Source organism: Micromonospora chalcea, assembly GCF_002926165.1.
GTDB lineage: Bacteria > Actinomycetota > Actinomycetes > Mycobacteriales > Micromonosporaceae > Micromonospora > Micromonospora chalcea.
This window is the reverse complement of sequence record NZ_MAGP01000109.1, coordinates 17,545-38,265: the sequence shown is the minus strand read 5'-3', so window position 1 is coordinate 38,265 and position 20,721 is coordinate 17,545. Positions and strand designations below refer to the sequence as shown.

19 protein-coding genes are annotated in these 20,721 nt (G+C 74.4%); 9 read left to right on the top strand and 10 right to left on the bottom strand.

Translation table 11 applies throughout. The features are described 5' to 3' along the window. Positions 1-137 precede the first annotated feature (137 nt). Entirely contained in the window at positions 138-440 is a 303-nt protein-coding gene (locus BAW75_RS14025; RefSeq protein WP_104113845.1) for a type VII secretion target, read from the top strand. Further along, a complete protein-coding gene (locus tag BAW75_RS14020; protein ID WP_104113844.1) occupies positions 437-2,089 on the top strand; it encodes an alpha/beta hydrolase in 1,653 nt (550 codons plus the stop codon). The genes BAW75_RS14025 and BAW75_RS14020 overlap by 4 nt, the downstream gene beginning before the upstream one ends. A gap of 119 nt (positions 2,090-2,208) precedes the next feature. On the opposite strand, the gene glmS is transcribed toward BAW75_RS14020, so the two are convergent. After that, positions 2,209-4,122: a glutamine--fructose-6-phosphate transaminase (isomerizing) gene (gene glmS / locus BAW75_RS14015; protein WP_064446591.1), complete on the bottom strand. Its 1,914-nt coding sequence runs from the start codon at positions 4,120-4,122 to the stop codon at positions 2,209-2,211. 271 nt (positions 4,123-4,393) lie between these two features. Here glmS and BAW75_RS14010 point away from each other — a divergent pair, with 271 nt between their 5' ends. After that, positions 4,394-5,374, top strand: coding sequence for an MmpS family transport accessory protein (locus BAW75_RS14010; protein WP_104113843.1), 981 nt, complete (start codon positions 4,394-4,396; stop codon positions 5,372-5,374). Positions 5,375-5,405: 31 nt separating this feature from the next. Beyond that, complete coding sequence (locus BAW75_RS14005) at positions 5,406-6,590, top strand: pyridoxal phosphate-dependent aminotransferase (protein WP_104113842.1); 1,185 nt, start codon at positions 5,406-5,408, stop codon at positions 6,588-6,590. Between the two features lie 43 nt (positions 6,591-6,633). Here the strand turns inward: BAW75_RS14005 and glmM are convergent, their stop codons facing one another. The 7 genes from glmM to BAW75_RS13970 all read right to left on the bottom strand — a co-directional run bounded on the left by glmM (position 6,634) and on the right by BAW75_RS13970 (position 12,040). After that, the gene (glmM, locus tag BAW75_RS14000; protein ID WP_104113841.1) at positions 6,634-7,989 is read right to left on the bottom strand and encodes a phosphoglucosamine mutase; all 1,356 of its coding nucleotides are present in this window, start codon (positions 7,987-7,989) and stop codon (positions 6,634-6,636) included. Between the two features lie 116 nt (positions 7,990-8,105). Beyond that, positions 8,106-8,570, bottom strand: coding sequence for a 30S ribosomal protein S9 (gene rpsI, locus BAW75_RS13995; RefSeq protein WP_030501567.1), 465 nt, complete (start codon positions 8,568-8,570; stop codon positions 8,106-8,108). Positions 8,571-8,590: 20 nt separating this feature from the next. Further along, positions 8,591-9,034, bottom strand: a complete 444-nt coding sequence (gene rplM, locus BAW75_RS13990) for a 50S ribosomal protein L13 (protein WP_013288574.1) — start codon at positions 9,032-9,034, stop codon at positions 8,591-8,593. Positions 9,035-9,243: 209 nt separating this feature from the next. After that, the gene (locus BAW75_RS13985) at positions 9,244-10,611 is read right to left on the bottom strand and encodes an MFS transporter (protein WP_104113840.1); all 1,368 of its coding nucleotides are present in this window, start codon (positions 10,609-10,611) and stop codon (positions 9,244-9,246) included. A gap of 121 nt (positions 10,612-10,732) precedes the next feature. Next, complete coding sequence (locus tag BAW75_RS13980) at positions 10,733-11,026, bottom strand: type II toxin-antitoxin system PemK/MazF family toxin (RefSeq protein ID WP_043328292.1); 294 nt, start codon at positions 11,024-11,026, stop codon at positions 10,733-10,735. Then, complete coding sequence (locus BAW75_RS13975) at positions 11,016-11,273, bottom strand: DUF6364 family protein (RefSeq protein WP_030501570.1); 258 nt, start codon at positions 11,271-11,273, stop codon at positions 11,016-11,018. Before BAW75_RS13975 ends, BAW75_RS13980 begins: the two co-directional genes overlap by 11 nt. Before the next feature lie 71 nt (positions 11,274-11,344). Beyond that, positions 11,345-12,040: a class I SAM-dependent methyltransferase gene (locus BAW75_RS13970; RefSeq protein ID WP_104113839.1), complete on the bottom strand. Its 696-nt coding sequence runs from the start codon at positions 12,038-12,040 to the stop codon at positions 11,345-11,347. A 147-nt stretch (positions 12,041-12,187) separates the two neighbouring features. Here BAW75_RS13970 and BAW75_RS13965 point away from each other — a divergent pair, with 147 nt between their 5' ends. From BAW75_RS13965 to BAW75_RS13945, 5 genes are read left to right on the top strand one after another with little or no spacing between them, the layout of a single operon-like run. Then, a complete protein-coding gene (locus BAW75_RS13965) occupies positions 12,188-14,296 on the top strand; it encodes a molybdopterin oxidoreductase family protein (RefSeq protein ID WP_104113838.1) in 2,109 nt (702 codons plus the stop codon). Further along, entirely contained in the window at positions 14,293-15,765 is a 1,473-nt protein-coding gene (locus tag BAW75_RS13960; RefSeq protein WP_104113837.1) for an FAD-dependent oxidoreductase, read from the top strand. The genes BAW75_RS13965 and BAW75_RS13960 overlap by 4 nt, the downstream gene beginning before the upstream one ends. Beyond that, complete coding sequence (gene nirB / locus BAW75_RS13955) at positions 15,762-18,269, top strand: nitrite reductase large subunit NirB (RefSeq protein ID WP_104113836.1); 2,508 nt, start codon at positions 15,762-15,764, stop codon at positions 18,267-18,269. Before BAW75_RS13960 ends, nirB begins: the two co-directional genes overlap by 4 nt. Next, complete coding sequence (gene nirD, locus BAW75_RS13950; protein ID WP_064446599.1) at positions 18,266-18,613, top strand: nitrite reductase small subunit NirD; 348 nt, start codon at positions 18,266-18,268, stop codon at positions 18,611-18,613. Before nirB ends, nirD begins: the two co-directional genes overlap by 4 nt. Then, the gene (locus BAW75_RS13945) at positions 18,613-19,701 is read left to right on the top strand and encodes a uroporphyrinogen-III synthase (RefSeq protein ID WP_064446600.1); all 1,089 of its coding nucleotides are present in this window, start codon (positions 18,613-18,615) and stop codon (positions 19,699-19,701) included. Before nirD ends, BAW75_RS13945 begins: the two co-directional genes overlap by 1 nt. Positions 19,702-19,712: 11 nt before the next feature. On the opposite strand, the gene BAW75_RS13940 is transcribed toward BAW75_RS13945, so the two are convergent. Beyond that, positions 19,713-20,330, bottom strand: a complete 618-nt coding sequence (locus BAW75_RS13940) for a GTP-binding protein (RefSeq protein WP_030501577.1) — start codon at positions 20,328-20,330, stop codon at positions 19,713-19,715. Next, a complete protein-coding gene (locus BAW75_RS13935) occupies positions 20,311-20,673 on the bottom strand; it encodes a DUF742 domain-containing protein (protein ID WP_030501578.1) in 363 nt (120 codons plus the stop codon). Before BAW75_RS13935 ends, BAW75_RS13940 begins: the two co-directional genes overlap by 20 nt. Positions 20,674-20,721 lie beyond the last annotated feature (48 nt).

Genomic DNA, 20,721 nt, shown 5'->3' with positions numbered 1-20,721 from the left:
CCCGGGACCGGCTGACGGAAACGCCCTGTGGAAAACCCCGGCCGTTGTCCACAGGGGTCGGCGGCCGGGTCGCCGGGCGGCCTAGCGTCCCGGTGTCCGGGGCCGGTGGGTGGCGTCGGGCGACGTGGGGAGGTCACGTGGTGGAGAAACCGTTCGACGTCGACCCGGAGCTGCTGCGCGCGGTCGCACGGGAGCTGGCCGACGACGCGTACCGGCTGGCCACCGGGCCGGGGGCGGCGCCGGAGGCGCTGCTGGTGGCGGCGCCGGACGGCTGGCGCGCCGGGGCGGCGCTGGCCGACCTGGAGTCCGCGGTACGGCGCTGGTCCGGCGCGCTCGGCGCCCGGGTGGCCGACACCGCCGGGGCGTTGCGCCGCGGGGCGGACGGCTACGAGGCGGTGGACGAGCGCGCCGCGCGCCGCCTCAGCGGGGTGCTCCGGTGACCGGCGGCGCTCCCGGGCGGCCCGATCCGAGCTCCGGAGGGCCCGGCGAGGGCCCGGCGGACGTCGGGTACGCGCAGCTCTGGCGGGCCGATCCGGCTGCCTGGTCCACCGCGGGGGTGGCCTGGCGAGGGCTCGCCGGGCCGGTGCGCCGACGCGCCGACGCGCTGACCGCCCGGATCGGCACGCTCCGGCCCGGGTGGTCGGGCGCCGCCTCGGTCGCGGCCCAGCAGCGGATCGGGGACCTGCGCACCGACCTCACCGACGTGCTGCCCGCCCTGTTCGAGGTCGACCAGGTGCTGGCCGAGTTCGGCGCCCGGCTGGGCGCGGCGAAGGCCCGGCTCGGCGCGGAGGTGGCCCGCGCCGAGTCCGGCGGCCTGCTCGTCGACCGTGCCGGCGCGGTGCGGCCCGATCCGGCCCGCCCGGTGTCCCGGGCCGGTCCGGCGGTGGTGGACGCGCGGGCCGGGATCCGGGGCGCGCTGACACTCGCCGGCGCCGCCGACCGGGAGGCGGCTCGCCGCCTGGCGGAGCTGACCACCGCCACGGTGACCGGCTGGGTCAGCGTCCCGCCCGCGTGGCGGCCGGGCCCCGGCGCCGGGCCGGCCGAGGTGAGCCGCTGGTGGGCCGGGCTGAGCGCGGCCGAGCGGCGCTGGCTGGTCGGGCGGGAACCGGATCGGATCGGCCGCCTCGACGGCGTGCCGGCCGCCGCCCGGGACCAGGCCAACCGGCTGCTGCTCGGCGACCGGCGGGAGCAGTTGCTCGTCCGGCGGCTCGCGCTGCTGCGGCCGCTGCCGGCCGGACCGTTGGAGGCGTCCCGGCGGGTCCGGCTCGCCGGCGTCGAGGCGGCGCTGCGCGGGCTGAACCGGCTGAGCGAGCGGCTCGCCGCGCCCGGGCTGCCGCGGGCGTACCTGCTGGGGCTGGACCCGCGCGGCGACGGGCGCGCGGTGGTGGCGCTCGGCAACCCGGACCGGTCCGCCGCGGTGCTGACCTACGTCCCGGGCATGACCTCGGACCTCGCCGACGCGCCGGACGAGCTGGGCCGAGCCGCCCGGGTGCTGCAGCGGTGCGCGGCGCTGGGGCCGGGCGAGGAGGCGGCGGCGGTGCTCTGGCTGGACTACGACGCGCCCGACTTCCTCACCGAGGCGGCCGGCCCCCGGCAGGCCGAGGACGCCGGGCCGGCTCTGCACCGGTTCCAGGAAGGGCTACGCGCCGCACACGAGGGTTCGCCGGCCCGGCAGACGGTGCTCGGGCACAGCTACGGCTCACTGGTGGTCGGCGCCGCCGCCCGGGACCACGGGCTGAGCGCGGACGCGCTGGTATTCGTCGGCTCGCCCGGCGTCGGCGTCGACCACGCCACCGAGCTGCGGATGCGCGCCGGCGAGGTCTGGTCGTCGACCGCGCCGGACGACGTGATCCGGCTGGCGCGTCCGCCGGACGGGCTGGCCCACCGCGCCCTGCTCGCCGGCACGCCGCTCGGCCCGGCGCTGGCCGTGCTCGACCCGCACGCCGAGCGACTCTGGTTCGGCGCCGACCCGAGCGCGCCGGGTTTCGGCGGGCGGCGGTTCCCGAGCGCCCCGCACGGTCACACCGGCTACTGGGACCCGGACAACCCGGCGCTGGACGGGATGGCCCGGATCGTGCTGGGCCGATGAGCCGCCCGATGCCGTCCGGCGGCCGTCCGAAAGGATCCGGGAGCCGCCCGGGGCGGGCCGGAGACGGCGCGGTCCCTCCACCCGGTCGACGGGTGGAGGGACCGCTGGCGAAAAGCGGACTACTCGACGGTGACCGACTTGGCCAGGTTCCGGGGCTGGTCCACGTCGTGCCCGCGGGCGGCGGCGATCTCGGCGGCGAGCACCTGCAACGGCACGGTGGTCACCAGCGGCGCCAGCAGTGTCGGCGTACGCGGCACGTAGATCAGGTGGTCGGCGTAGCGGACCACCGCCTGGTCGCCCTCCTCCGCGATCACGATCGTGCGGGCGCCCCGGGCGCGTACCTCCTGGATGTTGGAGACGACCTTGTCGTGCAACATGCCCCGGCCGACCGGCGACGGCACGATGCAGATCACCGGGGTGCCCTGGTCGATCAGCGAGATCGGGCCGTGCTTCAGCTCACCGGCGGCGAAGCCCTCGGCGTGCATGTACGCCAGCTCCTTGAGCTTCAGCGCGCCCTCCAGCGCCACCGGGTAGCCCACGTGCCGGCCGATGAACAGCACCGTCGGCTCGGACTTCAGCTCGCGCCCCAGCTCGCGTACCGGCTCGATCCGGTCCAGCAGCTCCCGCAGCTTGCCCGGCATCTCCTGGAGCTGGGCGACCACCGCGCCCACCTCGTCGGCGAACTTGATGCCGCGCACCTGGGCCAGGTGCAGGCCGATCAGGTAGCAGGCGACGACCTGGGTGAGGAACGCCTTGGTGGAGGCGACGGCGATCTCCGGGCCGCCGTGGGTGTAGAGCACGGCGTCGGACTCGCGCGGGATGGTCGAGCCGTTGGTGTTGCAGATGGCCAGCACGCGGGCCTTCTGCTCCTTGGCGTGGCGCAGCGCCATCAGCGTGTCCATCGTCTCGCCGGACTGCGAGATCACCACGATCAGCGTGGACCGGTCCAGCACCGGGTCGCGGTAGCGGAACTCGCTGGCCAGCTCCACCTCGCAGGGGATGCGGGTCCAGTGCTCGATGGCGTACTTGGCGACCAGGCCGGCGTGGTAGGAGGTGCCGCAGGCGACGATGAAGATCTTGTCGACGTCGCGCAGGTCCTGCTCGCTGAGGCGGACCTCGTCGAGGGCGATCTCGCCGGTCTCGGTGAGCCGGCCCAGCAGCGTGTCGGCGATGGCCTGCGGCTGCTCCTCGATCTCCTTGAGCATGAACCAGTCGTAGCCGCCCTTCTCGGCGGCCGACGAGTCCCAGTCGATGTGGAAGTCGGTGCCGCTGGCCGGCTGACCGTGGAAGTCGGTGATGTCGATGCTGTCCGGGGTAATCAGGACGATCTGGTCCTGCCCCAGCTCGACCGCGTCCCGGGTGTGCTCGATGAACGCGGCGACGTCGCTGGCCAGGTAGTTCTCGCCGTCGCCCCGACCGACGACCAGCGGCGAGTTGCGCCGGGCGCCGACCACCGCGCCGGGGATGCCGGCGTCGACGGCGAGCAGCGTGAACGCGCCCTCCAGGCGCCCGCAGACCACGCGCATGGCGGCGGCGAGGAGCTGCGGGCTGTCGGTCTCGCCGGCCGCGCGCAGGTCGGCCAGCGCGCGGGCGATCAGGTGCGCGGCGCACTCGGTGTCGGTGTCGCTGGCGAACTCGACGCCCTCGTCCTCCAGCTCGGCGCGGAGCTTCGCGAAGTTCTCGATGATGCCGTTGTGGATGACCGCGACGCGGCCGTCCGGGGAGAGGTGCGGGTGGGCGTTGCGGTCGGTCGGGCCGCCGTGGGTGGCCCAGCGGGTGTGGCCGATGCCGGTGGTGCCGTCGCCGATGCCGATCGGGCTGGCGGCGCAGTCCTCGGGGTTGTCGGCCGCCCGCTCGGAGAGGACCTTCTCCAGGTTCGCGAGCTTGCCGGCCTTCTTCTCGGTCAGCAGCTCGTCCTCGCAGACCACGGCGACACCGGCCGAGTCGTAGCCGCGGTATTCGAGCCGCCGCAGTCCGTCAAGCACGATGCCGAGCGCCGGGCGGGCACCGGCGTAACCCACGATTCCACACATGGTCCGCAGCCTAACCGAGTTTCGCTCATCGCGCGTGCTCGGAAGGCCGGTTAACGATCACTGAAGTTGAGCGAACCGAACACCGGGGTTGCTATGTCGGACAACGCACCAGCCGGGCTCATCTGCCGTTTGCGTACCGGTTCGGGACGTGCCGCGCACCGGGCGGACCGGGTCCACGCGGGTGGCCGCCACGGCCTACATTGGGGCCGGGCTCCGCCCCCGGGCCCATCGTTCCGCGGGCGTCCGCGCCGTACCCCTGTGAGCTGAGCCGATGTCCGAGACGACCCCTACCCCCGAGCCGACCTCCGGACCGGTCGACCCGACCGCCGCGCCGGTGACCCCGCAGCCCTCCACCTGGACCCCGCCGGACCCGCTGGCCGCTCCGCAGCCGTGGACGCCACCCGAGCCCTGGTCGCCGTCGTCACCGTCGCCCTGGAGCGCCCCCGGCGCCGGTCACCCCGGTCAGGCGGGCGGCGCCGAGGGGCGGCCGGCGGGCGATCCGGGCCGGGCCGCTCCGGCCGACTCACCGGGCGCCGGCGACCAGGGACAGCCCGGGACGCCGGGCGGGCCCGCCAACCCGGACGCACCGCAGTGGCCGGCCCAGCCGGGAGCACCGGGCTGGCCGGCGCAGCCGGGCACCCCTGGCTCGTCCCCACCGCCGAGCGCCTACCAGCCCGGCACGTATCCGCCCGGGCCGTACCCGCCCACCGCGTACCCGCCGGGGCCCTACCCGCCGCCGTACGCGTACCCGGGGATGCCGCCGCGCCGCAGCGGCGGCGGTTGGGCGATCGGCGTGGTGGTCGGCATCGTCACCGTCCTGGCGCTGATCGTCTGCGGCTGCGTCGGGCTGGCCTTCCTCGGCAGCACCATGGACGACGGGACCGCAGCCGGCACCGGGTACGAGGAGCCGATCTACGGCGAGCCCGGCGACTGGACCGACGACCCGAGCGCGCCCCCGGCGAGGCCGGCGACCACCCCGTCCGGCGGCCCCGGCAAGTACACAGTGCTGTACGAGGTGACCGGCTCCGAGGGCGACGCGGAGGTGCAGTACTACGACGCGAACGGCGACTTCCACCAGCTCAACCTGGTGGACTCGTCCTGGCGGCTGAGGTTCACCACGAACAACCGTGAGCGGGTCCAGATCGTCACCATGCCCGGAAGCGCTGCTGGGTTGACCTGCCGGATAACCATCGACGGCAAGGTCGTCTCCCAGAAGTCGGGAAGGTGGGGCGTGACCTGCTTCGGCTGGTGAGCCCGTGGTGGCGGGCCGTAGGCTCGCAGCCGTGACGACGACCGATCCCCTGGTGGCCCGGATGCGGCCGTTCGGCACCACCGTCTTCGCCGAGATGTCCGCGCTGGCCGTGCGTACCGGGGCGGTCAACCTCGGGCAGGGCTTCCCGGACACCGACGGCCCGCCGGAGATGCTCGCCGCCGCCGCCGAGGCGCTGCGTACCGGCCACAACCAGTACCCGCCCGGCCCGGGCATCCCCGCGCTGCGCGTCGCCGTCGCCGAGCACCAGCGACGGTTCTGGGACCTGGAGTACGACCCGGACGGCGAGATCGTCGTGACGGCCGGCGCGACCGAGGCGATCGCGGCGAGCATCCTCGCGCTGTGCGAGCCGGGTGACGAGGTGATCTGCTTCGAGCCGTACTACGACTCGTACGCTGCCTCGATCGCGCTCGCCGGAGCGGTGCGCCGCCCGGTGACGCTGCGGCCCGGCGCCGACGGCAGGTACGCGTTCGATCCGGACGAGCTGCGCGCCTCGTCCGGGCCGCGTACCCGGCTGGTGCTGCTGAACTCGCCGCACAACCCGACCGGCAAGGTCTTCACCGCCGACGAGCTGACGACGGTCGCCGAGCTGTGCCGGGAACACGACGTGTACGCGGTCACCGACGAGGTGTACGAGCACCTGGTGTTCACCGACGCCGCCGCGCCGCACGTGCCGCTGGCCACGCTGCCCGGCATGCGGGAGCGGACGCTTCGCATCTCGTCGGCCGGCAAGACGTTCTCCTGCACCGGCTGGAAGGTCGGCTGGGTGAGCGGACCCGCGCCGCTGGTGGCGGCGGTGCTGCGGGTGAAGCAGTTCCTCACGTTCGTCAACGCCGGGCCGCTGCAACCGGCGGTGGCGGTGGCGCTCGGGTTGCCGGACGCCTACTTCACCGGGTTCCGGGACGACATGCAACGCCGCCGGGACCAGCTCGTCGCCGGGCTGGCCGACGCCGGGTTCGGCGTGCTCGCGCCGGAGGGCACCTACTTCGTCACCGCCGACGTCACGCCGCTCGGTGGCCGGGACGGGGTGGAGTTCTGCCGGGCGCTGCCGGAGCGCTGCGGCGTGGTGGCGGTGCCGACGCAGGTGTTCTACGACGACGTGGAGGCCGGCCGACGGCTGGTCCGGTTCGCGTTCTGCAAGCGGCCGGAGGTGCTGGCCGAGGCGGTGACCCGGCTGCGCGGTCTGCGCGGAAACTGAACCGCCCGCTGGAGGGAGATCCCCAGCGGGCGGGCGGCGCGGCTCAGGCGACCGGGCTGGCGGTGCGGACCTGTTCGGCGATGCGCTCGGCGACCTCGCGCGCGGTGTCCTCGGTGGCCGCCTCGACCATGACCCGCACCAGCGGTTCGGTGCCCGACGGGCGCAGCAGCACCCGGCCGGTCTCGCCCAGCTCCGCCTCGGCGCGCTCGACCTCGGCCCGGACGGCCGGTGCGGCGGCGCCGACGGTACGGTCGCCGACCGGCACGTTGATCAGCACCTGGGGCAGCTTGGTGACCACGGCGGCCAGCTCGGCCAGCGAGGTGCCGGTGGCGGGCATCCGCGCCATCAAGTGCAGGCCGGTCAGCACGCCGTCGCCGGTGGTCGCGTACGCGGGCAGCACGATGTGCCCGCTCTGCTCGCCACCGAGCGCCAGGCCGGAGGCGCGCAGCTCCTCCAGCACGTACCGGTCGCCGACCTTGGTCTCGACCAGCCGGATGCCGTGCTCGGACATGGCCAGCCGGAGACCGAGGTTGCTCATCACGGTGGCGACCAGCGTGTCCTGGGTCAGCTCGCCGGCGTCCCGCATGGCCAGCGCGAGGATCGCCATGACCTGGTCGCCGTCGACCTCGTCGCCGTCGGCGGTGACCGCGACGCAGCGGTCGGCGTCGCCGTCGTGGGCGATGCCCAGGTGCGCGCCGTGCTCGACCACTGCGGCGCGCAGCGCGTCGATGTGGTTGGAGCCGCACTCGTCGTTGATGTTGAGCCCGTCCGGCTCGGCGTGGATGGCGATGACCTCGGCGCCTGCCTCGCGGTAGGCGACCGGGGCGACGTCGGCCGCCGCGCCGTTGGCGCAGTCGACCACGACCTTGATCCCGTCGAGGCGGTGCGGCACGGTGCCGACCAGGTGCTGCACGTAGTGGTCGGCGCCGTCGAGCAGGTCGTGTACGCGGCCGACGCCGGCGCCGGTGGGGCGCTTCCAGGCGGTGGTGGCGTTCGCCTTCACCGCCTCCTCGATCCGCATCTCGATCTCGTCGGGCAGCTTGTGCCCGCCGGCGGCGAACAGCTTGATGCCGTTGTCCGGCATCGGGTTGTGCGAGGCGGAGAGCATCACGCCCAGGTCGGCCTTGGCCTCGGCGGTGAGGAACGCCACGGCCGGGGTGGGCAGCACGCCGACCCGGACCACGTTGGCGCCGGCGCTGGTGAGCCCGGCGACCACCGCCGCCTCCAGCATCTCGCCGCTGGCCCGGGTGTCCCGGCCGACCACCGCGAGCGGCGGATGGCTCTTGTCGGTCTCGGCCAGCGTGTGGGCCGCGGCCACCGCGACCGCAAGCGCCAACTCCGGGGTGAGATCCGCGTTCGCCCGCCCGCGTACGCCGTCCGTGCCGAACAACCGGCCCATACCCGCCAACCTCCGTGGAACTGCCGATGAGGAGAGAAACGCGGAACGGCCGGTCCGCCTCCCGGGAAGGGGAAGCGGACCGGCCGTCCGTCAGAAGTACAAGGCGCTTGTGGTGATCAGCGCTTCGAGTACTGAGGAGCCTTGCGGGCCTTCTTGAGGCCGTACTTCTTGCTCTCCTTGACCCGGGCGTCACGGGTCAGGAAGCCGGCCTTCTTCAGGGCCGGGCGGTCGTCGGGCTCGCTGACGATCAGCGCCCGGGCGATGGCGAGCCGCAGCGCGCCGGCCTGGCCGGTGGTGCCGCCGCCACGCAGGTTGGCGATCACGTCGAACGCCTCGGCCTTCTCGGCGGTGACCAGCGGGTCCTTGATGAGCTGCTGGTGCACCTTGCTCGGGAAGTAGGCCTCGAGGTCGCGGCCGTTGCAGGTGATCTTGCCGCTGCCCGGGACGATCCGGACCCGGACGATGGCTTCCTTGCGCCGACCCACGGTCTGGATCGGGCGGTCACCACGGGGCGCGCGCGCGACGGGCGCCGGCGCCTCGGTGGCCTCGGGGGCGACCTCGGTGGCGGTGATGTCGGTCATGCTGCTTCCTTCGCCCGCGCTCACTGCGCGATCTGCTTGATCTCGAACGGCACCGGCTGCTGCGCGGTGTGCGGGTGCTCGGCACCGGCGTAGACCTTCAGCTTCTTCAGAAGCTGACGGCCCAGCTTGTTGTGCGGGAGCATGCCCTTCACGGCCAGCTCGATGGCCCGCTCGGGCCGCTTGGTGAGCAGCTCGTCGTAGCCGACCCGCTTCAGACCACCCGGGTAACCGGAGTGGCGGTAAGCGACCTTGGTCTGGCGCTTGTTGCCGGTCAGCGCGACCTTGCCCGCGTTCACGATGACGACGAAGTCGCCCGTGTCGACGTGCGGCGCGAAAGTCGGCTTGTGCTTGCCACGCAGGAGCGTGGCGGCGTGGGTCGCCAGGCGGCCCAGCACGACATCAGAGGCGTCGATGACGTGCCACTGACGCTCGATCTCACCCGGCTTCGGGCTGTACGTACGCACAGGTCTACCTTGTCTCGTCGTCGGTCTGGGGTCGCGCGCCGAGGTGACCGGGAATACCCAGCCGGACCAGCGCGCACGAACGACCAAGCGTACCTGATGCGGCACGCCTAAGAATGTCGTACAACAGCAGGCAACGATACCCGGCCGCCCGGCGGCAGGTCAAAACGGGGTAGTACCCCGCGTGGCCTGCGCGTTCGCCATGGCGCAGCTCACACGCCGACCAGCGTACGCGGCCCGGGACGCAGGTAGACCACCCAGGTCACCAGGAAGCAGAGCGCGTACCAGGCGATGAATGCCAGGTAGGCGGCGTCAGCCGTGCCGGAGGTCAGGAACGACTGCCGGAACGCCACGTTCACCAGCACCCCGCCCGAGGCTCCGACCGCCCCGGCGATGCCGATCACCGCCCCGGACAGGCGCCGGGCCCGCCGCTGCGCCGCCTCCGGGTCGCCGGTCAGCTCGCTCTCCCCGACGGCCCGGGCCCGGAAGATCGCCGGGATCATCTTGTACGTCGAGCCGTTGCCGATGCCGGAGAAGACGAACAGCGCCAGGAAGCCGGCCAGGTAGAGCGGGAACGAGCGCTCCCGGGCCGCGTACAGCACCAGCCCGGCGCCGGCGGCCATGGCCACGAAGTTCCAGAACGTGACCCGGGCCCCGCCCAGCCGGTCGGCGAGCTGGCCGCCCACCGGCCGGATGAGCGACCCGATCAGCGGCCCGAGAAAGGTCAGCCAGGCGGCGTCGACGGGCGTCGGGAACCGCTCGTGGAACTGGAGTTGGAGCACCTGGCCGAAGGCGAACCCGAAGCCGATGAACGAGCCGAACGTGCCCACGTAGAGCAGCGCCATCACCCAGGTGTGCGGATCGCGGGCCGCCGCGCGCAGCGCGCCCGGCTCGTTGCGCGCCCCCGGAACGTTGTCCAGCCAGCGGGCCGCGGCCAGCGCGGCCAGCACGATCAGCGGCAGGTAGACCGCCGGCACCAGCCGGGGGTACGCGGCGCCGGCCGTCGCCAGCACCGCCAGCCCCACCAGTTGCACGGCAGGTACGCCCAGGTTGCCGCCACCGGCGTTGAGCCCCAGCGCCCGGCCCTTGAGCCGCTCCGGGAAGAACAGGTTGATGTTCGCCATCGAGGAGGCGAAGTTGCCGCCGCCGACGCCGGACAGGCAGGCCAGCACCATCAGCGTGGCGTACGACACCCCGGGCTCGATCAGCACCGCCATCGGCACCGCCGGCACGAGCAGCAGCAACGCGCTCACGATGGTCCAGTTCCGGCCGCCGAAGCGGGCCACCGCCAGCGTGTACGGCAGCCGCAGCACCGCCCCCAGCGCGGCCGGTACGGCGGTGAGCAGGAACTTCCCGGCCGGGTCGATGCCGTACTCGGGACCCAGGAACAACACGGTCACCGACCAGAGGCTCCACACGGAAAAGCCGACGTGCTCGGCGAAGATCGAGACGTACAGGTTGCGCCGGGCGACCCGGGCGCCCCCGGCGGCCCAGAACGCCGGGTCCTCCGGCCGCCATTCGGTGAGCCGTCCGGCGGCGCGGGCCGGCGGCCGGGTCGGTGCGGAAACGAGCGTGCTCACGGCGACTCCTCCTCGTCGATGACGAGGGGACGCTCTCAGCCGGTGGTTTCCCCGGCGTACCCCGCGCGCGTCGGCGCGGCAACGGAGATCGCACGTCCGCCGGAGGGCGCCGGTGAGGCGGTCACAGCTCCTGGAGGATCCGCAGGGCCCGGCCGACCCGCTGCATGGTCTCGGTGTCGGCCACGTCCACGCACTCGGCGAACCACTTCTTCATCGGTGCGGAGATCCGGTCGGGCATCACCACGTACGGGCCCATCGGCACGGCCAGCGGCGAGTCGCGCAGTAGCGACTCCTCGACCACCTCGGCCACGATCACGATGGGTACCGCAGTGGCGTTGTAGACGTCGGAGCTGATCACCAGACCGAACCGTTCCCGGGCGCCGGAGATGCGCCAGACCTCGCCCCTACGCAGCACGCGGACGCCCGCCGAACAGGGCGTCGTCGACGAGCGCGGCCTCCTGGGCGTCGGCCAGGGCGGCGGCTTCCAGGTCCAGGCCGGCACGGCCGACCGCGTCGGCGTGCGCGGTGAAGACCTCGCGCAGCGCCTTCTCCCGGGCGGCCTGGTCCATCCAGGCGGAGAGGGAGAGCCCTTCCCGCTTGGCGAACCGGCGCGCTTCCTCGATCGTCTCGTCGGAGAACGACAGTGTCACCTTGGCGGTCATGCCGGGAAGACTACCCAGCGGTATGACCAGCAGTCATCCTCGTTCCCGCCGATCGCGGAAACGGACAGTGATCAGGGACGCCGGCCGCCGAAGACTGCGAAACGCCATTCCTTGAAGAAGCAGTCCACGTCCACCAGACCCGCCTCGGTCAGCCACCGGCACTGGTCTGCCACCGTGGCCGGCCGGTCGTGCCGCATCCGCTGCCGGGCGCCGGCGATCTCCTCGGCGTCCGAGCCCAGCTCGGTGATCCGCGCCGTCCACACCTCGTCGTAGCGGCGGTCCAGCGCCGGCGTCGGCCCGGCCACCTGCTCGGCGTTGACGAACACGCCGCCCGGCGCCAGCGCGCCCGCGGCCCGCTTGTACAGCGCCCGTTTGCCCTCGTCGTCGAGGTGGTGGATGGCCAGCGCGGAGACCACCGCGTCGTACCGGCCGGCGGGCAGCGGGTCGGCCAGGTCGGCGTGCACAGTGCGGTGCGCCACGCCGCGTTCTGTCAGGTGTCCGGCGGCCACCGCGAGCATGCCGGGGGCGCCGTCCACGAGCGTCAGGCGGACGCCGGGCACGGCCGCGGTCAGCAGCAGGGACAGCAGGCCGGTGCCCGCGCCCAGGTCCAGCACCTCGGGGGTACGCCCGGCGGCGAGCGCGGCACGCAGCGGCGGCGCGGCCACCTCGACGGCGGTGCCGTAGAAGGCGTCGAAGCAGGGCACCAGGCGGCGTCGGGCCTGGTCGTAGCTGCCGGCCACCGCGTCGAACGCGTCCGCCACGCCCATCAGAGCCTCCCGTTATTTGAGACAACTTTCCCACATTGTAAACCCCGCCGGGGACGACGTCACCTACGTGCGGTGTGAAGCGCTCGTGACAGGACCGAAACAGAGCAGACCCGGACCGGAAACCGCCCGACGGCACGCTTTTCCGACATGACAGACGGTGCACGCACGGCGACGCGAACGGGTTCAGGCCCCGCGCAGGCCGCCACGCACTGCCCGTACTGCGCGCTGCAGTGCGGCATGGTGCTGCGCGCCACCGGCGACGGCGTCGAGGTCGGCGCCCGGGACTTCCCGACCAACCGGGGCGGGCTGTGCCAGAAGGGCTGGACCGCCGCCGACCTGCTCGACCACCCGGACCGGCTCACCACCCCGCTGCTGCGCGACCGGCCCGGCGGCGAGCTGCGCCCGGCGACCTGGGACGAGGCGCTCGACCGGATCGCCGCCGGGGTGCGGGACGTGCAGCAGCGCCACGGGCCGGACGCGGTAGCGGTCTTCGGCGGTGGCGGCCTCACCAACGAGAAGGCGTACGCGCTGGGCCGCTTCGCCCGGGTGACGCTGCGGACCCGGCACATCGACTACAACGGACGCTGGTGCATGTCCTCGGCCGCCGCGGCCGGCAACCGGGCGTTCGGGATCGACAGGGGGTTGCCGTTCCCGCTGGCGGACCTCGGCCGCGCGGCCGCGGCGCTGCTGGTCGGCGCGAACCCGGCCGAGACCATGCCGCCGCTGATGCGGCACGTCACCGACCTGCGGGAACGCGGCGGCCAGCTGATCGTGGTCGACCCGCGCGCCACCGCTACCGCCCGCCAGGCCGACCTGCACCTGCAACCGCTGCCCGGCACCGACCTCGCGGTGGCGAACGCGCTGCTGCACATCGCGCTCACCGAGGGCTGGCTGGACCGGGCGTACGTGGCGGAGCGGACCACCGGCTTCGACGAGGTCCGGCGGACGGTGGCCGGCTACTGGCCGGCGGAGGTGGAGCGGCTCTCCGGCGTGCCGGTGGCCGACCTGCACGCGACCGCCCGCGCGCTGGCCACAGTGGACCGGGCGATCATTCTCACCGCGCGGGGCGCCGAGCAACACGCCAAGGGCGTGGACACGGTCACCGCCCTCATCAACCTGGCGCTCGCCCTGGGCCTGCCCGGCCGCCCCGGTTCCGGCTACGGCTGCCTGACCGGGCAGGGCAACGGGCAGGGCGGCCGGGAACACGGGCAGAAGGCCGACCAGCTCCCCGGCTACCGGCGTATCGACGACCCGGCGGCCCGCGCGCACGTCGCCGGGGTGTGGGGCGTCGACCCGGACTCGCTGCCCGGGCCGGGGGTGCCGGCGTACCAGCTCCTGGACGCGCTGGGCACGCCGTCGGGCGCGCGGGCGCTGCTGGTGTTCGGCTCCAACCCGGTCGTGTCCGCGCCCCGCGCCGCGCGGGTCGAGTCCCGGCTGCGCGCCCTGGACCTGCTCGTGGTGGCGGACTTCGTCCGCTCCGAGACGGCCGAGCTGGCCGACGTGGTGCTGCCGGTCGCCCAGTGGGCCGAGGAGGACGGCACGATGACCAATCTGGAGGGCCGGGTGCTGCGCCGCCGGGCGCTGCGTGAGCCACCGGCCGGGGTCCGTACCGAGCTGGAGATCCTCGCCGCGCTCGCCGGGCGGCTGACCGACGGCGCGCCACTGCCGAGCGACCCGCGCGAGGTGTTCGCGGAGCTGGGCCGGGCCTCGGCCGGCGGGCCCGCCGACTACGCCGGGATCACCTGGGACCGGATCGACGCCGACACCGGCGTGTTCTGGCCCTGCCCGGACCGGGACGGCCCGGACACCCCCCGGCTGTTCGCCGACCGCTTCCCCACCCCGGACGGCCGGGCCCGGTTCCACGCCGTGACCCACCGGCCGGCCGCCGAGTCGGTGTGCGCCGACTATCCGCTGCACTTCACCACCGGCCGGGTGCTCGCGCAGTACCAGTCCGGCGCGCAGACCCGGCGGGTCGCCGCGTTGCGCCGGGCCGCGCCGGGCGGCTTCGTCGAGCTGCACCCGGACCTGGCGGCACGGCTCGGCGTGACCGAGGGAGCGCCGGTACGTGTGGTCTCCCGCCGGGGCGAGCTACGGGCTCCGGCCCGGCTCAGCACCGCGATCCGGCCGGACACCGTCTTCGCCCCGTTCCACTGGCCCGGCGCGCAACGCGCCAACTCGGTCACCAACGACGCGCTCGACCCGGTCTCCGGGATGCCCGAGTTCAAGATCTGCGCGGTCCGGGTGGAGCCGGCATGAACGAGCGCATCGTCGTCGTCGGCCACGGCATGGCCGGCGCCCGGCTCGCCGCCGAGCTGCACGCACGCGGCGGGGACCGGCGGATCACCGTGCTCGGGGCGGAGCCGCACCGCGCGTACAACCGGATCATGCTCTCCACGCTGCTCGCCGGACGCATCGGCGAGCCGGACGTGGAGCTGGTCGAAGCGGTGGGGCCGGGCGTCGAGGTGCACACCGGCGCGGCGGTCACCGTCGTGGACCGCGCCGCCGGCGAGGTGGTCACCGACGACGGCGAGCGACACGGGTACGACCACCTGGTGCTCGCCACCGGCAGCCGGGCCGTGGTGCCGCCGCTGCCGGGCCTCGCGCCGATGCCCGAGCGGGTCGTCCCGTTCCGCACGCTCGGCGACTGCCGGCGGATCCTCGCCGCCGCCGAGGGCGCGCGCCGCGTCGTCGTGCTCGGCGGCGGGCTGCTGGGCCTGGAGGCGGCCCGCGGGCTGGCCGCGCGGGGTCTCGACGTGACAGTGGTCCACCCGGTCGGGCACCTGATGGAACGTCAGCTCGACCCACCGGCCGGCGCGGTCCTCGCGGGCACGCTCGCCGGCCTGGGCGTCCGGTCCCGGCTCGGCGCGGCGGCCACGGCCGTCAACGCCGACGCCGACGGCGTCCGCCTGCACCTGGGCGACGCCGGGACGCTCGACGCCGACCTGCTGGTGCTCTGCTGCGGGGTACGCCCCGACACCGCGCTGGCCGCGGCGGCCGGACTCGCCGTCGAGCGGGGCGTGGTGGTGGACGACCGGATGCGGACCAGTGACCGGCGGATCTCCGCCATCGGCGACTGCGCGCAGCACGACGGCACGCTGACCGGGCTTGTCGCGCCGGCCTGGGCGCAGGCCCGGGTGGTGGCCGACGTGCTGACCGGCGCGGACCCGCTGGCCCGCTACCGGCCCCGCCCGGCGGTGACCCGGCTCAAGGCAGCCGGCATCGATCTGGCCGCGATGGGCGACGTGGCCGGAACCGGCGACGCGGGCGGGCCGGTCGAGGAGCTGACCTTCGCCGACCCGGCCCGGGGCACGTACGCCCGGCTGCGCATCCGGGACGAGCGGCTGACCGGCGCGATCCTGCTCGGCGACAACCCGGCGGTCGGCACTGTGGTGCAGCTGTTCGACAGGGGCGCGCCGGTGCCGGCGGACCGGCGTTCGCTGCTGCTCGGCCGCGCGTTCGGCGAGGCGCCGGCCGGGCCGGCCGCGTCCCCGGCGCTGATGCCGGACGCCGCGACCGTGTGCCGGTGCAACGACGTGAGCAAGGGCGCGCTGGTGGCGTGCTGGCGGGCGGGCGCCCGGACGGCGGCGGCGCTGTCCGCGTCGACCCGGGCCGGCACCGGCTGCGGCAGTTGCCGGGACGCGGTGGCCGGCGTCGCCGCCTGGCTCGCCGAGGCCGACCCGCAGGCGACCGACGCGGTACGCGAGACGGTGGAGGTGGCGTCATGAGTGAGCTGATTGTCGTCGGGAACGGCATGGTCGGGCAGCGCTTCGTCGAGGCGCTGCGGGCCCGGGACACCGACGGGCGGTGGCGGGTCACGGTGCTCGCCGAGGAACGGCGTCCGGCGTACGACCGGGTGCGGCTCTCGGCCGTCTTCGACGGGGTGGACGCCGACGAGCTGACGGTGCACACCCCCGACGCCGGAGTGGACCTGCGCCTGGGCGAACCGGCCACCGGCGTCGACCGGGCACGGCGGGTGGTGACCACGGCGGCCGGCGAGTACCCGTACGACGCGCTGGTGCTCGCCACCGGCTCGTACGCGTTCGTGCCGCCGGTCGACGGCACCGATCTGCCAGGCGTCTTCGTCTACCGGACGCTGGACGACCTGACCGCGATCCGGGAGCACGCCCGGGGCCGCCGCACCGGTGCGGTGATCGGTGGCGGGCTGCTCGGGCTGGAGGCGGCGAACGCGCTGCGGCTGCTCGGGCTCGCCACCAGCGTGGTCGAGTTCGCGCCCCGGCTGATGCCGGTGCAGGTGGACGAGGCGGGCGGCGCGATGCTCCGGCGGTACGTCGAGGAGCTGGGCGTCACGCCGTACCTCGGGGTGGCCACCACGGCGCTGCGTCCCGGGCCGGACGGCACTGTGGCCGCGCTCGACCTGGCCGACGGGCGCACGCTCGACGCGGAGCTGGTGGTGGTCGCCGCCGGGATCCGGCCGCGCGACGAGCTGGCCCGCGCGGCCGGGCTGCCGCTGGGCCCGCGCGGCGGCGTGCTGGTGGACGCGGCCTGCCGGACCGCCGACGAGCGGATCTGGGCGGTCGGCGAGTGCGCGGCGGTGGACGGCGTCTGCCACGGACTGGTCGCGCCCGGGTACGCCACCGCCGAGGTGGTGGCGGACCGGCTGCTCGGCGGCGCGGCGACGTTCCCCGGCGCGGACACCGCGACGAAACTCAAGCTGCTCGGCGTGGACGTGGCCTCGTTCGGTGACGCGCACGGCGTCACCCCGGGCTGCCTCGACGTGACGTACACCGACCCGGCCACCCGCTCGTACGCGAAGCTGGTCCTCTCCGACGACGCGCGGACACTGCTCGGCGGCGTGCTGGTCGGCGACGCGAGCGCGTATCCGGCGTTGCGGGCCAGTGTCGGCGGGCCGCTGCCCGCTCCCCCGCTGGCCCTGCTGGCGCCGGCCGGCGGCGCGGGCGCCGGTGCGGGCGCGTTGCCGGCCGGCGCGCAGGTCTGCTCCTGCAACGCGGTGACCCGGGCCGACCTGGACGCGGCCATCGCCGGCGGCGCGGCCGACGTGCCGGCGCTGAAGGCGTGCACCCGGGCCGGTACGAGCTGCGGCTCCTGCGTGCCGATGCTCAAGCAGCTGCTGGACGCCGCCGGGGTACGCCAGTCGACGGCGTTGTGCGAGCACTTCGACCACAGCCGGCAGGAGCTGTTCGACCTGATCCGGGTGCGGGGCATCCGCACGTTCTCCCGGCTCGTCGCCGAGCACGGGCGCGGGAGCGGCTGCGACATCTGCAAGCCGGTGGTGGCCTCCATCCTGGCCTCGCTCGGCACCGGTCACGTGCTCGACGGCGAGGCGGCGTCGCTGCAGGACACGAACGACCACTTCCTGGCCAACCTGCAACGCGACGGCAGCTACTCGGTGGTGCCCCGGATCCCCGGCGGGGAGATCACCCCGGAGAAGCTCATCGCGATCGGCGAGGTGGCCCGCGACTTCCAGCTCTACACGAAGATCACCGGCGGGCAGCGGATCGACCTGTTCGGCGCGCGGGTCGACCAGTTGCCGCAGATCTGGCGCCGGCTCGTCGACGCGGGCTTCGAGTCGGGCCACGCCTACGGCAAGGCGCTGCGTACCGTGAAGTCCTGCGTCGGCGACACCTGGTGCCGCTACGGCGTGCAGGACTCGGTCGGGCTCGCCGTCGCGCTGGAGCTGCGCTACCGGGGGCTGCGCGCGCCGCACAAGCTCAAGTCCGCCGTCTCCGGCTGCGCCCGCGAGTGCGCCGAGGCCCGCAGCAAGGACTTCGGCGTCATCGCCACCGAGGGCGGCTGGAACCTGTACGTCGGCGGCAACGGCGGCTTCCGGCCCCGGCACGCCGACCTGTTCGCCACCGACCTGAGCACCGCCGAGCTGGTCACGCTGATCGACAGGTTCCTCATGTACTACATCCGCACCGCCGACCGGTTGCAGCGCACCGCCGCCTGGATCGAGGCGATGGACGGCGGCCTGGACCACCTCCGGTCGGTGCTCGTGGACGACTCGCTCGGCCTCTGCGCCGACCTGGACGCGGCGATGGCCCGGCACGTCACGAGCTACTCCGACGAGTGGCGCGACGTGCTGGAGGACCCGGACCGGCTGCGCCGCTTCACCTCGTTCGTCAACGCGCCCGGCGTGCCCGACCCGTCCATCTCGTTCACCCGGGAGCGGGGCCAGCCGGTGCCGGCGCGGGACGCCGGGCACCGCCGCCAACCCGTCGCGCTCGGACTGCCGGAGGTACGCCGATGAGCCCCGTCGTCACGCTGGACTGGACGCCGGTCTGCCCGCTGGACCGGCTCGACCTCGACCGGGGCGTGGCCGCGCTCGTCGACGGCGTGCAGGTGGCGGTGTTCCGCACCGCGCACGGCCTGTACGCGGTGGACAACCTCGACCCGGTCGGCGGCGCGTACGTCATGTCCCGCGGTCTCGTGGGCAGCCGGGGCGGCGTGCCGACGCTCGCCTCGCCGCTGCACAAGCAGGTCTACGACCTCACCACCGGGCGGTGCCTGGACCTGCCCGGCGTGACGTTGACGCGGCACCGGGTGCGCTGCCGGGACGGCCAGGTCGAGGTGCGGTTACGGCAGGAGCAGTGATGCGCGACGAGCTGGCCGGTTTCACCATCGGGGTCACCGCGGACCGGCGGCGCGACGAACTGGCCGCGCTGCTCCAGCGGCGCGGGGCGCGGGTGGTGCTCGCCCCGGCGCTGCGGATCGTCCCGCTCGCCGACGACACCGACCTGCGTGAGGCCACCCGGGCCTGCCTGGAACATCCGCCGGACGTGCTGATGGCCAACACCGGCATCGGCATGCGGGGCTGGCTGGAGGCGGCCGAGGGCTGGGGGCTGGCCGAGCCGCTGCGCGCCACGCTCGCCCGCGCGTACGTGGTGTCCCGGGGCCCGAAGGCGACCGGGGCGATCCGCGCCGCCGGACTGCGCGAGCACTGGTCGCCGGGCTCGGAGAGCTGCGACGAGGTGGTGGAGCACCTGGTCGCGCGCGGCGTGGCCGGCCACGTGGTGGCGATGCAACTGCACGGTGAGCGGCAACCCGAGTGCACCGACGCGCTGGTGGCGGCCGGGGCCACGGTGATCGAGGTGCCGGTCTACCGATGGGCGCCGCCGGCCGATCCGGCGCCGCTGCACCGGCTCATCGACCTGGTCGCCGGGCGGCTCGTCGACGCGGTCACGTTCACCTCGGCTCCGGCGGCCGAGGCCCTGCTGCGGGCGGCCGGGGACCGTACCGAGACGGTGCTGGAGGCGCTGCGCGGCGACGTGCTGGCCGGGTGCGTGGGCACCGTCACCGCCGAGCCGCTGGTCCGGCGTGGGGTGCCGGTGAGCGCGCCGAGCCGGGCCCGGTTGGGCGCGCTGGTCCGCACCATCGTCGAGGAGCTGCCCCGGCGCACGGTCTCGGTGAAGGCGGCCGGGCACGTGCTGACGCTGCGCGGCCACGCCGCGGTGGTGGACGGGGAACTGCGCCAGCTCGCGCCGGCCCCGATGGCCGTGCTGCGGGCGCTCGCCGCGTCACCCGGCAAGGTGCTCTCCCGCACCGCGCTGCTGCGTACGCTGCCGCGCGGCGCCGACGAGCACGCCGTGGAGATGGCCGTCGCCCGGCTGCGGGTCGGCCTGAAGGCGCCCCGCGTGGTGCAGACGGTCGTCAAGCGGGGGTACCGCCTGCGGGTCGACTGACCCGCAGGCGGTCAGCCCACCGAGGCCGGGTAGCCGTGCTCGGCCTGGAGGCGGAGCATCGCGTGCTCGACCACTGTCACCAGCACCTGCTTGACCGAGTCGCGCCGACGGGCGTCGCACAGGACCATCGGCACGTCCGGGGAGATGGCGAGCGCCTCCCGGATCTCCTCCATCTCGTAGTGCGGCGCGTCGTCGAAGCGGTTCAACGCCACGACGTACGGCAGCTTGCGGTTCTCGAAGTAGTCCAGCGGCGCGAACGCGTCGGTGATCCGCCGGGTGTCCACGAGCACCGCCGCGCCCACCGCGCCCCGGATGATCTCGTCCCACATGAACCAGAAACGGGTCTGGCCCGGGGTGCCGAACAGGTAGAGGATCAGGTCCTCGGCCATGGTGATACGGCCGAAGTCCATGGCGACCGTGGTGGTCTCCTTGCCCGGCACCTTCGACGGGTCGTCGATGCCCACGCCGGCGGCGGTCATCAGCGCCTCGGTGGTCAGCGGCTGGATCTCGGAGATCGCACCGACCAGCGTGGTCTTGCCCACGCCGAAGCCGCCCGCGACCACGATCTTCGCGGAGATGATCTCCCGGCCGCGGTTCACCCCGTCGGGGTCATAGTTCGCGAAGTCCACTTAGCACCCTTCCAAGCAGGTTCATCCGCGCCGCGAAACCCGTCGCGGGAGCGGCAGTGTGTAGCGTCAGCAGGCCCTCGGCCACCATGTCGGCGACCAGCACCCGGGTGACGCCCAGCGGCATCCGGGTGTAAGCGGCGATTTCCGCCAGCGACTGTGCCCGGCCTTCACAGACCGAGGAGATGCGGTACTTGTCGTGCCCGGCGAACCGCGCCTCGGCCGACTGCGTGGGCGTGCTGGACAGCACCGCCTCGAGCGCGATGTTCTGCAACGGCTCGGTGCGGCCCCGGGTGACCGCGTACGGTCGCACCAGCGCGCCACGCGGATCACGTCGCGGTTCCATCTCGCGATCACCTCCCCTCGTACGGAGCGCAGCGGCTCCGGCTCATCT